Origin of the sequence: Paenibacillus sp. FSL R5-0766 (assembly GCF_037971845.1) — a bacterium.
GTDB lineage: Bacteria > Bacillota > Bacilli > Paenibacillales > Paenibacillaceae > Paenibacillus.
On sequence record NZ_CP150227.1, the window covers coordinates 4218770 to 4233194 of the forward strand.

The following is a 14425-nucleotide window of genomic DNA, read 5'->3' on the forward strand; positions in this document are numbered from 1 at the left end:
CCTTCTTTCGAAGGGCCTTTCATCATTACTGGAACGTCACATTAATCTGTACAATCTCCGAACGACTACTAGTACGAATTGGAGGTCCCCAGAAGCCAAATCCTGAGGTTACGATGGAGTGCATAGAACCCTTTTGCAAATAACCCCAATCATTCTCGTAAATCGCTTGTGTAATGAACTGAGCAGGTGCAATCTGACCACGGTGGGTGTGACCAGATACGACCAGATCTACATTATTCTGCTCCGCAATATCCAGATCATACGGCTGATGATCCATCATAAGTACCGGTTGGGTCAAATCAGTGCCTTGCATTAAAGTAGCTACTTCTGCCCGATCCTTCTCTGTTCGGTCTTTCCGACCAATGAGGGTGATCTTGTCATTCAGCACGATCTTGTCATCGTACAGAACTTGCATGTTGCTCTTCTCCAGCGCAGCAATCAGATCTTCAATCGGACCATCGAACTTATCGTGATTTCCGAGTGAAGCATAGACGCCGTATGGGGCCTGAATATCACTGATAATATCGGCGATTCCGCTATTGAGGTACATATCCAGATTGTCATCAATAATATCTCCAGGATACAGCACCAGATCCGGCTTCAGTGCATTAATTTCCTCCACCATGCGTTTGGCATGTGCAGGGCCAGATAGAAGTCCGAAGTGCATATCGGCAGCCATGACAATGTTGAGCTTGTCTACACCTTCTACTTTTTTATCAATCTGGATATTATACGTTCTCACTACAGGGCTGTAAGCGTTGAAAATTCCGTAACCCAATGTGGACACTAACAGCACCAGCGTAACAACTCCCGCCCATTTCTGTGTGTGATGTCTTGGAATACGGGTTAATCTCAGCAACCACATCGTGAGGTGGACGACGGGCAGGATCAACAATAACAACGAGAAGATTGCCAGCCAGTAAGAACCGATGATACCGAGGAACGAGATGCTTCCAAATAATCGTGCCAATATGAAGGAAGTGGCAAGGAATACAAGCGCAATAATATACAACCACCGAAATCTGGCGGACACGACAGGTTTCATCCAACTCCAACCGCTCCAGCCTATGTAGAACACTAATAAACCATATACAACCAAAAACAATATACCTGCTAATACAAACATTCCCGGTCTAACCTCCACGTCAATAAGTTGTATTCTGAATTTTCATCAAGGACACAAGTCCGTCTGAACAAGTATAACGTAGTTGAAGGGTCAGATCACCTGTTTGCAAAAGCCAGATAGGTACATTTTATTACAATTTGATGATATTCAAATTCGTACCATAAACCAGAAAAAGCATTCCTGCAGTCGCCCTGAATAGTTAAATTCAAAGACAACCGCAGGAATGCTTTATTTTCGGAATTAAAATTACTCGTTTGTGTCCATCCACTGGAAGTGGAATGAACCTTCTTTGTCCACACGTTTGAATGTGTGAGCACCGAAGTAGTCACGTTGTGCTTGCAGCAAGTTTGCTGGCAAACGCTCTGTACGGTAGCTGTCGTAGTAAGAAAGAGCGCTGGAGAAGCCAGGTACCGGAATACCTTGTTTTACAGCAGCCGCTATAACTTCACGCCATGCACCTTGATAAGATTCAACGATGTTTTGGAAGTAAGGATCCAGCAAAAGGTTTTTGAGTTCTGCATCTTTGTCATATGCTTCTTTAATGTTTTGCAAGAACTGCGAACGGATGATGCAACCACCACGGAAGATCATGGCAATGTTACCGTATTTCAGATCCCAGCCGTATTCATCGGAAGCTGCACGCATTTGTGCAAATCCTTGTGCATAAGATACGATTTTACTTGCAAACAGCGCTTTACGTACGTTCTCGATGAATGCTTTTTTGTCGCCGGAGAACGCTTCAGTCGCTGGTCCATTCAGGATTTTGCTAGCTGCTACACGCTCGTCCTTCATTGCAGACAAGAAACGGGAAAATACGGATTCTGTAATCATGGACAATGGTACGCCGAGGTCAAGTGCACTTTGGCTTGTCCATTTACCTGTTCCTTTTTGCCCAGCAGCATCCAGAATAACGTCAACCATTGGTTTTCCTGTTTCCGGATCATATTTGGAGAAGATATCTGCCGTGATTTCGATCAGGTAGCTGTCCAGCTCCCCTTGATTCCACTCGGTGAAGATCTCATGCAACTCTTCAACGGAAACGTTCAATACGGATTTGAGCAAGTGATAAGCTTCACCAATCAACTGCATATCTCCGTACTCGATACCGTTATGCACCATTTTCACATAGTGTCCGGCACCGTCTGGTCCGATATATGTGCTGCAAGCGTCATCGCCAACTTTGGCAGAGATCGCTGTAAGGATCGGTTCTACCAACTGATAAGCACTTTCCTGACCGCCTGGCATGATTGCCGGGCCTTTCAGTGCGCCTTCTTCACCACCGGATACACCTGCTCCGATGAAGCGGAAACCTTTTCCTTCCAGTTCTTTACTGCGACGTTGTGTGTCAGGGAAGTACGCATTACCTCCATCGATAATAATGTCGCCTTGATCCAGATGAGGAAGCAGTTGCTCGATCGTTGCATCTGTTGCTTTACCTGCTTGTACCATGATCAGAATTTTACGCGGAGACTCCAGGGATTCCACGAATTCTTCAATAGTGAACGCACCTGTCAGGTTTTTCCCTTCTGCTTCTTTCAGAAGATCGTTCGTTTTCTCCGGGGAACGGTTAAATACCGATACCGAGAAACCTTTGCTTTCAATATTCAAAGCCAGGTTTTTACCCATTACTGCCAATCCAATAACACCAATCTGTTGTTTACTCATTATGTCCTCCCAATACTCCATTATTTATATAGTAAGTTGAAACGAATGAATGGTTATAGATTATTGTACTGTTTTTTTCCAGTCTGCTGCAAATTTGTCCATACCTTGATCTGTCAGCGGGTGTTTGGAGATCTGTTCAATGACGGAGAATGGAACAGTAGCAATATGTGCTCCAGCCATCGCTACACGTGTAACGTGATCCGGATGTCTTACAGAAGCAGCAATAATCTGTGCATCCAGGTTATGTGTACGGAACAATTCAGCAACTTTGGCAACCAATTGTACGCCATCTTCGGAGATATCATCAAGACGTCCCAGGAATGGGGATACATATGTTGCACCAGCACGAGCAGCCAGAAGTGCCTGGTTCACAGTGAAGATCAACGTTACGTTGGTTTTCACGCCTTTTTTGGTCAAGTAACGGCAAGCTTCAAGTCCTGCAAGTGTCATTGGCAATTTGATCGTAATGTTTTTGTCGCTGTTGTTAATTTTGATCAATTCGTCTGCTTGTGCGATCATTTCTTCAGCAGTAAGTGCATCTGGTGTCACTTCCGCAGAAACGGACTCCACTTCAGGTACCAAACGCAAGATTTCTTCAATACGATCTTCGAATTTCACGCCTTCTTTGGCTACCAAAGATGGGTTTGTTGTTACACCAGACAATACGCCGATTTTGTATGCTTTTTGGATATCTTCCACGTTAGCTGTATCGATAAAAAATTTCATGATTTAATTACCTCCAGATATATTTTTTATTTTGGTTTAGAGATTTGCATTAACTGCCAAGGGGATGCTATCTGTAACTACAGACTCCTGATCCGCCGGCTCATCAAACCACCAGTGGTGACCTTCTTCTTCAAGCATAACATCTGATTCAGCCGGTCCATAGCTACCCGCAGGATACAGGTGAAGTGGTAACAGATTTTCCTGGAATGCATCCAGAATTGGCTGCACCCACGCCCATGACAATTCTACTTCATCCCAGTGGGCAAAGAAAGTTGGATCACCCAGCAAAGCATCACGAATCAGATTCTCGTAAGCTTCCGCGAGGTCACCTTTATCCGGAGAAAGATCGATGTGAACCGGTTTGAATTCACCTTTATTCTCAGGATCACTTGCATTCAGTTGCAATGTCATGCTCTGATCCGGACTCATCTCAATGACGAGCAGGTTTGGCTTGGAACCTTTGTTTTTCAGCACATTTGTCTGTCCTGAAGGTTCTTTGAATTCAATCACGATACGTGTTGATTTCTCCTTCATTCTTTTACCCGTGCGAATGTAAAACGGAACACCACGCCAGAAGAAATCATCAATTTGCAATTTGGCAGCAATGAATGTGTCATTCATCGTATTTTCGGCTACACCTGGTTCAGCAGTATAAGCATTAACCGATTTACCTTGAATGTTGCCTTCTGCATACTGTCCACGGATGATGTTTGCGCCCACCGTTTGTTTTTGTAACGGCTGGATCGATTCCATAATGTGTTTTTTCTTCAATCCAACTTTTTCGGAAGTACTGTTGTAAGGAAGCTGAATCGCCATCATCATGAGCAATTGCAACATATGATTCTGGAACATGTCTCGCACTGCACCAACATGATCATAATAGGATGCACGTTCTTCGACACCTACAGTCTCATTCGCTGTAATTTGCACATTGGAGATGTAACGGTTGTTCCATAACGCCTTCATGATTGGGTTACTCTGATGCAACGTCTCCAGACGCTGTACCATCGGTTTGCCCAAATAGTGGTCAATCCGATAAATCTCTTCCTCCGTGAACGATTCGCTTAATTTGCGATTAAGGTCTCTAGCGGACTGCAGGTCGTGACCAAATGGCTTCTCGATGACGAGACGTTTCCAGCCCTCTGTGGAACCCAGTCCACTTTCTTGAATGTTCTCGGCAATCGGTTCGAAAAATTCAGGACCAACCGAGAGATAAAACAAGCGATTGGACGGTATGCCAAGCTCAGCTTCTCTTTGTTCAACTAATCCCAACAGCTTTATATAATCTTCCTTATGGCTTATATTCAATACACTGTAGCGGAAAGCTTTCACAAATGACTTCACAACTTCAGGATCAGCTTGGCGTCTGGAAAATTCATTTAATGATTTTTCCACTTGTGCCTGAAAGAATTCATCAGACCAATCTCTACGCCCCAGACCAATCAATGAGAAGGTTTCAGGAAGCTTCTGCTCAAGATATAAGTTATATAAGGCAGGATATATTTTTCTTTTGGCTAAATCGCCAGTTGCACCAAATAAAACAATGGTAGTTGGTTCCATCTTACCGTTCTCCTTCCAAGTAACTCTGGTTTCTTTGTTGTAGTTACACTATAATACGTTTTATAGCTATACAAGTAATTAATATATTTCACAGGAGCTATAGACCACATCTATGACAACAAATTACGAACTATATAAAGTCTTTTATTGGGCCGCCAAAACGGGAAGTTTGACACAGGCTGCGAAAGCACTGTATATCACTCAACCCAGCGTCAGTCATGCCATTAAGCAATTGGAAGAGAGCTTTGGTCTTACCTTGTTTTATCGAAATTCCAAGGGTGTAGCGTTGACACAGGAAGGTGCCAGTCTATATTCCTATATTGAACAATCCCAGATTCTGATCTCACTTGCGGAAGAAAAAATGGCCGCACTGAAGAATCTCGACAATGGAGAACTCCGGATTGGTGGCAGTGACTCCCTGTTCAAGCATTACATGCTGGCATATCTAGAGGAATTCCACACCTTGTACCCTAACATCAAGCTACATCTGAGTCATGGAACCACACCGGAAGTCATTACGTTTCTGAAAGAAGGCAAGATCGACCTTGGTGTAGTTCGGATGCCCATTGTTGATCCACAGCTAGAAGTCAGGGAAAGTATTCAGTTGAAGGACTGTTTTGTAGCTGGGGAACGTTATGCTCAGTTGAAGGGTAAAGTCATGACACTTGAGATGCTTCTGGAGCATCAACTGATCCTCTTCTCCCGGAACAGCCGGGTTCGTATGGCTATAACCGAGTTGTTTAACAGTTATAATTACACGTTGAAACCTGAGATTGAGGTTGGTAGCGTTGATCTGTTGATTGAGTTTGCGCGTCGAGGACTGGGGATTTCCTATGTCACACGTGAATTTATATCCAAAGAGTTGGAGGAAGGTTCTCTCTTCGAAATTCAGCTTGATGTCCCGCTCCCCCCTTCCCATGTGGGGATTATGACCAAACGTAATATGCCAATTTCTCTGGCTGCCAACCGGTTTATGGATCTCATTTTCAAATCCTGAGTGGTCACAATGTCAAAAGGTACAACAAAGAGCCCCACCATCCAGTTAAGGATGATGAGGCTTTTTGGCCTGCATAATGTTTGTGTTTATCTAACGATTAAAGACTCACCAGATAGGACGCGTCCAATATAAGGGCAACCTTACCATTACCGAGAATCGTTGCGCCAGAAAGATGGTTCATCGCTCCCAGATACGTACCGAGCGTCTTTATAACGACTTCCTGATTTCCTATAATCTCATCTACTGCGTAAGCTGCAATTTTATCAACGGAACGCACGATCACCAGTGGAATGGTTTTGGATTTACGGTCCGTTCGTGGATAGTTGAGCCTGTCGCACAGTCGGTGAAAAGGTACAATTCGTCCATGATTCAGGATCGCTTGTTGTCCCTGGATCATCTGAATATCTTCAGGTGAAATTCGAACAATCTCAGCAACATTATACATCGGCAAGATTAGAACACGACCCGATACTTTGACTAACAGACCTTTAATAATCGCCAAAGTAAGCGGTAGACGAATCGTAAACGTGGTGCCAACACCAACCTCCGTATCAATATCAATGATACCGTTGAGACGCCCGATCTGGCTACGCACGATGTCCATTCCAACGCCGCGCCCCGATACTTCACTGACAGAAGAAGCTGTGGAGAAACCGGGCTCAAATATGAGATGAACAGCTTCCTGTGTTGATAGACGTGCAGCCTGTTCCTCACTGATGATACCTTTGCCCAAAGCGGAAGCTTTGATCTTCTCACCATCGATACCTTTGCCATCATCCGAATAACGAATGACGACATGATTTTCTTCGTGAAACGAAGTTAATGTAATACGTCCTTTGGACGGCTTACCGTTCTCCGCACGCACCTCTACACTTTCAATACCATGATCAGCACTGTTGCGGATGAGATGGATCAGCGGGTCACTTAATTCTTCAATGATCATCCGGTCAAGCTCGGTCTCTCCACCTTGAATAACCAGTTCCAGATCCTTACCCAGCTTCTGCGATAGGTCACGAACCAATCTCGGGAAGCGACTGAATAGTTGATCAATAGGTAACATCCGTGTCTTCATTACACCTTCTTGGAGTTCCTTGATCACCCTACCCATATGATCGGATACACCACTAATACTCCGGATGAGTGGTGAAGACTCCTTACGCGCACCCGATCCACTCAGATCTGCAAGGGATGTTTGATCAATTAACAGTTCACCGACCAAATTCATCAAATGGTCCAGACGCTCAACACTCACACGAACTGTAGGTTGAGCAGCCTTCACTTTCTCATCCGGCCCAGTTGGATTCACGGTAGGCAAGCTTTGTTTCGTTTGCTCTGTTTCAGAGATTAATTCAAGTGGTGCAGAAGTCGCTGCAACCTCATTGGATTCCAACAGATATGGATCAATCTCCAGCATATGAATATCCGAGTCTGAAGACAGATCTGCCTTAAGCTGCTGGGAATCCTTCGACGTTGCTACGATGATGATGAACTGACCATAATGATCATCTTCATTCTGCGCGCCCGGTTGACTCTCCATAAGCGAAGTAGCGACAACCGTACCACAGATGTCCTCAATACGTTGTCGTAAAATATGATATCTGGCCGCTTTCATCATGCACTTCTGCTCCAGCACAACATGAATGGACAATAACTGCTTGCCTGACACAATAGCTACCTGTGCCATAATCGACTCTGCTGGTTGCAATTGAGGTGTTTTAAGTTGCCCAACTACTGTCGGGGTCTGAATTAAATCCTTTATTTCTCTTACTACTGCTCGAAAATCTGCATAGGCTTCCCCACGGATGTACTGATCACGAAGCACCTTCATGGCGTCCAAAGAGCGGAACAACGTATCAATTAGCTCCGAAGTCATCTCCGGTTTTTTCTCCCGGACCCATTCAAGGGCATACTCCACTTCATGCGTGAGGTCGCTTAATTCACGAAAATCCATTGTGGATGCCGATCCCTTGATGGTATGGGCTGCCCGAAACAGCGTCTGAACCAGCTCTACAGAAGGCGTAAGCTCCAATGCCAATAAAGACTGATCCATACGTTCCAGTTGATCATTCAGTTCTTCGATAAAGATGTCACGGTAGGCAGACAAATCCATCATTCGTATATACCTCCCTAACCGCCCAATATTTCGTCCAGTTTCAAAATGCCCACAAGCTTGTCTTCCTGTTGACCCACCCCATGGAATAAATCTTCACGGTTACGACCATATCCACCGGTTGGCGGATGTATGTCCGAATATGTGGTTACCTTGTTCACGCGATCAACGATCAAGCCAATATATTCTTCCTGATGTCGAACTACGATAATGCGCGTCACTCTGGTGTCCGGTTCGTCCGTCATACCCAACAGGTTCCGCAGACTCATCACACATACAACCTTGCCACGCAGATTAACTACCCCTTTGATCTCTGGGCGGCTGAATGGGATATCTGTAATGCTGAGCATTTTAATAATTTCGTGAATTTCTTCGATTCGAATGGCGCAAGTCTCTGCACCTACAGACAGTTCAATATATTGTTCCTTCTGAAGTGAAGACATCAATTCACCCTCAATTCAATTTTATTAATTTGTTTTGAAGGCAGCTGCCGAATTCGCCAGCTCTTCCGCCAGATGTGCCAGAGACTGGCACGTTGCCGCCGTCTCTTCTGATGCAGCCGCAGATTCTTCACTGGAAGCCGAGATGGATTCAACAGAGCTCATCACCTCTGCGGCTTGGGCTGCTTCTTCTTCACATGCAGCAGCAATTTCATTTACTTTCTGTGAGGAGTTATTGACCATATCAATGATCTGATCAAAAGCCTGTCCAGTCATGGAAGACTGCTCAACACTGGCTGCTACTGCCTGTACACTTTGTCTCGTATTTTCCTGCATCGCTTTGATGATGGCTGTAATTTCTTTGGTCGCCTCGCCGCTTCGTTCGGCAAGCTTCCGGACTTCATCTGCTACTACAGCGAATCCTCGTCCTTGTTCTCCGGCACGTGCCGCTTCAATTGCCGCATTCAGCGCAAGCAGATTGGTCTGCTCAGCGATATCGTCAATTACTTCAATGATGTCACCGATTTTCCGAGAATCATCTTCAAGCTTGGTCATTTTTGTATTAACAGCTTGCATACCTTCCAATGAAGTCTGTACAACAAGTCCACCTTCACGAGCAGTCTTCACCGTATCGTTGGACAGTTCAGCCGCTTCTTCCGCACTTGCAGCGACGGAGTTAATGGCAAGTGAAAGCTCCTTGAACAATTCGGAGATATTTCCCGCCTCACTGGATTGGCTCGTGCTGGTGCTCGCAATTTCCTGTGTGCTTGCTGAGATCTGTTCTGAAGAAGCAGCAACACTTTGGGAGTTCAACACGATATTGTTAATTAACTCTTTCAGATTATCGACCATCTGATTCAGTGCCGCAGCTAGTTGACCCACTTCATCGTTGCTGGAGATGTTTGATTTAAGGGTCAGATTTCCGTTGGCAACTTCCGTAGCTAGACCCAGCATGGCCATGAGTGGCTTCGAAATGGAGCGAGAGATGATATATCCAATGAGAATACTGAAGAGTACGGACAGAACCACAAGAATTATCGTTACTTTAAATGCTTGTGAATAGGCAGCCTGAGATTGTATATTCGCCTGTTCAGCCAAACTTTCATTAAGCTCGATCAAATTGGTAAGGAGCTCAACAATTTTGTCCCCTTGTGGTTTAAGCTCAATTTCAAGGTAGGTATTAAAGGCACTTTGATCATCTGCGACAGCCAGATTAGTTGCTCGTTCAAACATTGTTAAATATCCTGGATATTCTGCATCAAAATTACGGAGTAACTCTATTTCTTCAGGGGTTGTTGCAAGCGGACGATAGATGGTCAGGCGATCATTCACACTCTGACGGATCGAAGCGATGTTCTCCGTGATCCGAGTTTTTTCAGTTTCGACGGTTTCGAAGCTTAAATCACGCACGTTCACGCGCATTCTTTGATAATCAATCTGAGCAGAGGATAATTCTTTTACAGAGATTAGATTGTTGTTATACATCGCTTGCATTCGTTCATTCGTACTTCTCAATGTTACTACAGAGTAGACGCCAAGCGCCGCAATGATTATCGACACAATTAAAAACGCTGAGATAATCTTTGTTGCTGTTTTCAAATTTCCAAACCACTTCATGTAATCTCCTCCTAGGCATCGTAGTGTCCAGTTATGTATATAACGCTTGGTAAACCCTTCTCTAGATCGCGCTCCAGACAACTTACGATCTATTTCGACATAAATATATTAAAACTGAATAGAAGATTTTTATTTCTATAAATTTACACTATTATGAATTTTATTTCAGATACAAAGAATCTTCTTTTTAATATAAAATACACTTTTTACCTATTAAATTTCTTTTTAAATTTACATATATGCGTATAATCAACTTTCTGCATTGACTTACACATATATCTCCATACAAAATTTCATGTGGCATGATCTTCTTATATTTACATAAGAAGTTGTATAGTTCTTGCGTCTAACAAATATCACTTCCCACTTAAAAAAATGATGTATTTTTGCTGTACACACTCAACATTTCAAGACCTAAGTCTAATAAATGATTACTTATACTGAGTCCATTTTCCCATAAAAAAACCAAACCCGAATCAACAAAGTTTGGTTTTGGAGCAAAAAAAAAACTTTAAATTACATATAACCCGTTTAAAACTAACTACTTATGTGTTATACAACTTCTCCAGTTCAATTAAGCGGTCCTTAATCCTGTGCGGAATAATACCAAACAGGTTATCCCACGTCATGAATATCTCCGGTTTTAGTAAATATTCTTCGAACTCCATGGTAGGTATAAACGCTTTGGTCTGTAGATAACGCTCTACCTGAGCATCGATCTGTTCATTTGTTTCAAAATAATCTTGAAACAACTCATTCACAAGTAGCCCATCACATCCAGCTTCGGCACCTGCTGCACTATACAGGTTTGGCAGTAACTCAAATACAACCGGAAGTGGTGAGAAAGCATGTTTGCCAGGCTGCGAGTACAAGCATACATGATGTCCAACCACATTGACCCGTTCCTTCAACAATCCACGCAGCACCTTCCCATGAAAGCTGGCTTCACAGTCTACTACCTCTCCGTCATGACCCACATAAACCCATACATGCTCCATTTCATACAGATGTCCAATCTCATAATCCCACCAGATTGCATATTCAATTACATATTGTACTGCCTCGGTCGGAAACTTAATGTCCCTTCTGAACGATGGTGAAGGCCCGGATTGATGCAACACCGAAATGCCAACAAAATCAGGATAAAAGGGTTCGGCTCTGTCAAACATCAAAATCGGTGCATAACTCATTGCAGTTTCAAGCGTTCTCATTTCTGACATGTTCATTCATGAATCCTCCATTTTTGTTGGATGTTCATACTATACTAACGATTATTACATCAAGACGTCAAAAAACCTGCAACTGTTATTCTCCAGTTACAGGCTTTGTACTTTGATAATGAATATGGAATCTTGAATTAAGACTTCTGTTTATTGGATGGTGACACGGACGTCTTGGAAGGTGAAGTCGATTGATCAGAAACCTGCGTATCACATCCTATTGGTGGGCCCAGAATCGCATCATTTTTAATGGAAGCAACAGCTCTCGCATATGCCTCCTCATCCAAACAGTACGCACGGTGAGCCACCTCCGGCGGTGTAGCTGCCAAGAAATCCGCTCCAAACACAATATCAGGCGTTGGCTGATCAAAGATTGTTAATACATATACATCATCTGTCTCAGCGACAAACCAGTGAAACCAGCCTTTCGGGAATACCACAACCTGACCTGGTTTCAGACGATATGTCAATCGTTCACGCGCAAACGGATTGAAGACTGACGCTGTAATTTCACCGGTGATGACCACAACCATCTCCGTGACATTGGTGTGCCAGTGCGGCTGCACAATAATTCCTTTGCTTAAGTACACGTTGAAGAAACCATTCACAAGGGTCGGCAGCTGTTCTCCAAACAACTGGGTTACGTAGTTGCGTGAATCCCTCTGATAATTGACAACCGCATTGGAATCGGCTGCCAGCGGAACATTCGGGGCTTGTAAAATCGGATTCATCATACGATCATTTCTCCTCCTTGGGCATACATCTCATTGTTGTACTGTATGCCGGAGAATAGAAAGATAATACCGCGACTTCTTCCCGCCGTAGACCGGGTGTTCTTCGCTGTCCATAAGATCCCGACAATCCAACTTGTTACGGTTGAATGCGGCTTCTCCGTGATTTCAAAAACTCACCCAGTTTTTTTGTTACGGCTCATACTTGTGTCCATAGACATCGTTCCTTTTTATAAAAGTATTCAAGCCTATTCGACTCTATCCCAAAATGGTAGTCTCTGAATGACTTTGATATAATTCATCTATCATCAGTTCTGCAAAATACTGGGTTTACAAGTAGCTTAGCATCGATTGATGCAGAACGAAAGGAGCATAACATGATCCCCAATGTTGGAGATGTATACTGCGTGTACGGTCACGAAGCAGGAATGAGAACATTTGCTGTTTATTACCTCTCCAGTCCGCATTGTCTTCAAGTTTTGATGACTATTTCATCAAGTGAACGGCAAGCCATTGCGTTATGATTGTCTAATTAACTTTAAATGGCCCAATGGTCGACAAATGCAAATGGAACGAAGCAGAAAACACGCTGCTTCGTTCCATTTGCACAATCGGTATGGCAAGTTCTCTTCTTCTTCATTGAATGGAAAACACTTCTTTTTTCAATAATTTTTCTGGCGTCTGCCCTATCACATCACTGTGAAAATAATCGCGTATAACGCCATCTTGAAGATAATTGGCGATCGACACCATAATCATCCCTTGATCCAGTGCCAGATAAGCTTTTGCAAGTTCTCCCGTTTCAACATTGACTGAGTCATAGAACCCATATTTGCCAAACATTTTGAAGTTCTTTAAAGCTTTAATGTTCTTTCGAACAGCTTCAGGGGAATAATCCAAGGCAAGGAATGATGCGTGTGCTGTTACCGTTGCTCCATCTTTATAACCTGAGGTACCCAACGGTGTTGCTGCAAACTCACTGTAACCTGTAGGAGTTGCAGAAGGTGAAAAGCCCCATGCGGCATACCCTTTTTCTTTGGCGTATTCGATCTGCAATTCGACATGACGCTGGTTGTTCAATCCCAAAGCTTGAGTACCCAGGTCTTTTTCCTTTATGACCATACCGGGCATAAGAGCTTCAAACATGCTGCCTCCCCAGCTTGGCACGAACTTTTTATCCTTGTATACATAACTTCCTTCAAACACATCCACTCCATCATACTTAACGGATTTGCCTTGAGGAATCTGAGCTTGCCAATCCCATTCTTGAGGTAATGTGCGATACATCTTCCACCAATGATCTTGGGGAACGTCACCTTTCCCAATAGCAATATAGCTGCCTACACGTGGTTCCGTATAAAACATCCCATAATGGTGATCCGTCAGCGCGCCTTCAGCCACATCATAACCTCCGCGGAATTGGCCGACTTCAGGATCATATAGCGGAGTATAATTCATATTTGTAACCAACTTGCTTGTTTCCCCATGAAGTTCTTCATAGGCTTGCCCAACAACAATTAAACCAGCGGATAACCAGCCATTATCGACTTGGGAAATAAATTGGCCCCAATCTTTCTTCACTGATCCGTCATCTGTGTTATACCAGTTATAAAATAGGCCGTTCCACTTTTCTAACTTTTCGAGGGAATTTATAGTTGTTTGCAGGCGATGTACAGCTTCTTTCTTTGAAATAATGCCCAATTGTTGCGCTGAAACGGTACTCATCATATACATTGCGATGTTTGTGGGCGAGGTACGTTTAGCTTCTTCTATCCCGTTTTCAGTGTGCCGTACTTCATCGTAAGTCAAGCCGGTGTTCTGATCCGTATAGTCCTCAAAAAACGTATAAGTCTTATATGCAATCGCTTTCAATTCTGCTCGAAATCCAATTAAATTGCTTGAGTCACCTGCTGAAGCCATAGGAGTTAAAGCTAGATTAGCTAACAGACAAAAAGTTAAAATAAAGCTGAATTGTTTTACTTTTTTCATGATTTTCTCCCTTCAAATGGATTCGAAACGTTTCGTGTATATGTTATCATAAATTTCCCATTTCCGTAAACAAGAAAATAGAACGCTTACAAATACTGAATATAATATGGATTATTAATAAATGTAAATTCGAAACGTTTCATTAAAGGGGCCACATTAAGGTAACTCACGTGGAATTATATGACGTATTTGAACGTTTGAGGGTCTTTTAGATTCAAAATTGAAGAGATAAAGAGCCTGACTC

Annotated in this window: 11 protein-coding genes and 1 pseudogene; 1 reads left to right on the forward strand and 11 read right to left on the reverse strand. The window is 43.4% G+C overall.

The window, feature by feature from the left end; all coding sequences use genetic code 11:
* Nucleotides 1-25: 25 nt before the first annotated feature.
* The 4 genes from MKY66_RS18120 to zwf all read right to left on the reverse strand — a co-directional run bounded on the left by MKY66_RS18120 (nt 26) and on the right by zwf (nt 5077).
* Nucleotides 26-1126, reverse strand: a complete 1101-nt coding sequence (locus MKY66_RS18120) for a metallophosphoesterase (RefSeq protein WP_076210041.1) — start codon at nt 1124-1126, stop codon at nt 26-28.
* 246 nt (nt 1127-1372) lie between these two features.
* Complete coding sequence (gene gndA / locus MKY66_RS18125) at nt 1373-2791, reverse strand: NADP-dependent phosphogluconate dehydrogenase (RefSeq protein WP_076210040.1); 1419 nt, start codon at nt 2789-2791, stop codon at nt 1373-1375.
* Nucleotides 2792-2851: 60 nt separating this feature from the next.
* Nucleotides 2852-3517, reverse strand: a complete 666-nt coding sequence (gene fsa / locus MKY66_RS18130) for a fructose-6-phosphate aldolase (RefSeq protein ID WP_076210039.1) — start codon at nt 3515-3517, stop codon at nt 2852-2854.
* A gap of 36 nt (nt 3518-3553) precedes the next feature.
* Complete coding sequence (gene zwf, locus MKY66_RS18135) at nt 3554-5077, reverse strand: glucose-6-phosphate dehydrogenase (protein WP_076210038.1); 1524 nt, start codon at nt 5075-5077, stop codon at nt 3554-3556.
* A 112-nt stretch (nt 5078-5189) separates the two neighbouring features.
* Here zwf and MKY66_RS18140 point away from each other — a divergent pair, with 112 nt between their 5' ends.
* A complete protein-coding gene (locus tag MKY66_RS18140) occupies nt 5190-6074 on the forward strand; it encodes a LysR family transcriptional regulator (protein WP_036672843.1) in 885 nt (294 codons plus the stop codon).
* 97 nt (nt 6075-6171) lie between these two features.
* On the opposite strand, the gene MKY66_RS18145 is transcribed toward MKY66_RS18140, so the two are convergent.
* The 7 genes and pseudogenes from MKY66_RS18145 to MKY66_RS18175 form a co-directional block, all read right to left on the reverse strand.
* A complete protein-coding gene (locus tag MKY66_RS18145; RefSeq protein WP_076210037.1) occupies nt 6172-8187 on the reverse strand; it encodes a chemotaxis protein CheA in 2016 nt (671 codons plus the stop codon).
* A gap of 14 nt (nt 8188-8201) precedes the next feature.
* Complete coding sequence (locus MKY66_RS18150) at nt 8202-8627, reverse strand: chemotaxis protein CheW (protein WP_076210036.1); 426 nt, start codon at nt 8625-8627, stop codon at nt 8202-8204.
* Nucleotides 8628-8651: 24 nt separating this feature from the next.
* Nucleotides 8652-10241 (reverse strand): methyl-accepting chemotaxis protein, encoded by a 1590-nt coding sequence (locus tag MKY66_RS18155; protein ID WP_076210035.1) that lies wholly within the window; start codon nt 10239-10241, stop codon nt 8652-8654.
* Nucleotides 10242-10786: 545 nt separating this feature from the next.
* Nucleotides 10787-11467 carry a hypothetical protein gene (locus MKY66_RS18160; RefSeq protein ID WP_076210034.1) on the reverse strand — a complete coding sequence of 227 codons (681 nt, stop codon included), beginning with the start codon at nt 11465-11467 and terminating at the stop codon, nt 10787-10789.
* Nucleotides 11468-11598: 131 nt separating this feature from the next.
* Nucleotides 11599-12195: a cupin domain-containing protein gene (locus MKY66_RS18165; RefSeq protein ID WP_076210033.1), complete on the reverse strand. Its 597-nt coding sequence runs from the start codon at nt 12193-12195 to the stop codon at nt 11599-11601.
* Nucleotides 12196-12256: 61 nt separating this feature from the next.
* Nucleotides 12257-12376, reverse strand: a pseudogene (locus MKY66_RS18170) (XRE family transcriptional regulator); the annotation flags it as partial.
* Nucleotides 12377-12828: 452 nt separating this feature from the next.
* Nucleotides 12829-14181, reverse strand: coding sequence for a glucoamylase family protein (locus MKY66_RS18175; protein ID WP_076210032.1), 1353 nt, complete (start codon nt 14179-14181; stop codon nt 12829-12831).
* Nucleotides 14182-14425 lie beyond the last annotated feature (244 nt).

Coding starts and splice junctions, on each gene's coding strand:
- MKY66_RS18120 (WP_076210041.1), bottom strand. CDS start 1,126: ATGTTTGTATTAGCAGGTATATTGTTTTTGGTTGTATATGGTTTATTA.
- gndA (WP_076210040.1), bottom strand. CDS start 2,791: ATGAGTAAACAACAGATTGGTGTTATTGGATTGGCAGTAATGGGTAAA.
- fsa (WP_076210039.1), bottom strand. CDS start 3,517: ATGAAATTTTTTATCGATACAGCTAACGTGGAAGATATCCAAAAAGCA.
- zwf (WP_076210038.1), bottom strand. CDS start 5,077: ATGGAACCAACTACCATTGTTTTATTTGGTGCAACTGGCGATTTAGCC.
- MKY66_RS18140 (WP_036672843.1), top strand. CDS start 5,190: ATGACAACAAATTACGAACTATATAAAGTCTTTTATTGGGCCGCCAAA.
- MKY66_RS18145 (WP_076210037.1), bottom strand. CDS start 8,187: ATGATGGATTTGTCTGCCTACCGTGACATCTTTATCGAAGAACTGAAT.
- MKY66_RS18150 (WP_076210036.1), bottom strand. CDS start 8,627: ATGTCTTCACTTCAGAAGGAACAATATATTGAACTGTCTGTAGGTGCA.
- MKY66_RS18155 (WP_076210035.1), bottom strand. CDS start 10,241: ATGAAGTGGTTTGGAAATTTGAAAACAGCAACAAAGATTATCTCAGCG.
- MKY66_RS18160 (WP_076210034.1), bottom strand. CDS start 11,467: ATGAACATGTCAGAAATGAGAACGCTTGAAACTGCAATGAGTTATGCA.
- MKY66_RS18165 (WP_076210033.1), bottom strand. CDS start 12,195: ATGATGAATCCGATTTTACAAGCCCCGAATGTTCCGCTGGCAGCCGAT.
- MKY66_RS18175 (WP_076210032.1), bottom strand. CDS start 14,181: ATGAAAAAAGTAAAACAATTCAGCTTTATTTTAACTTTTTGTCTGTTA.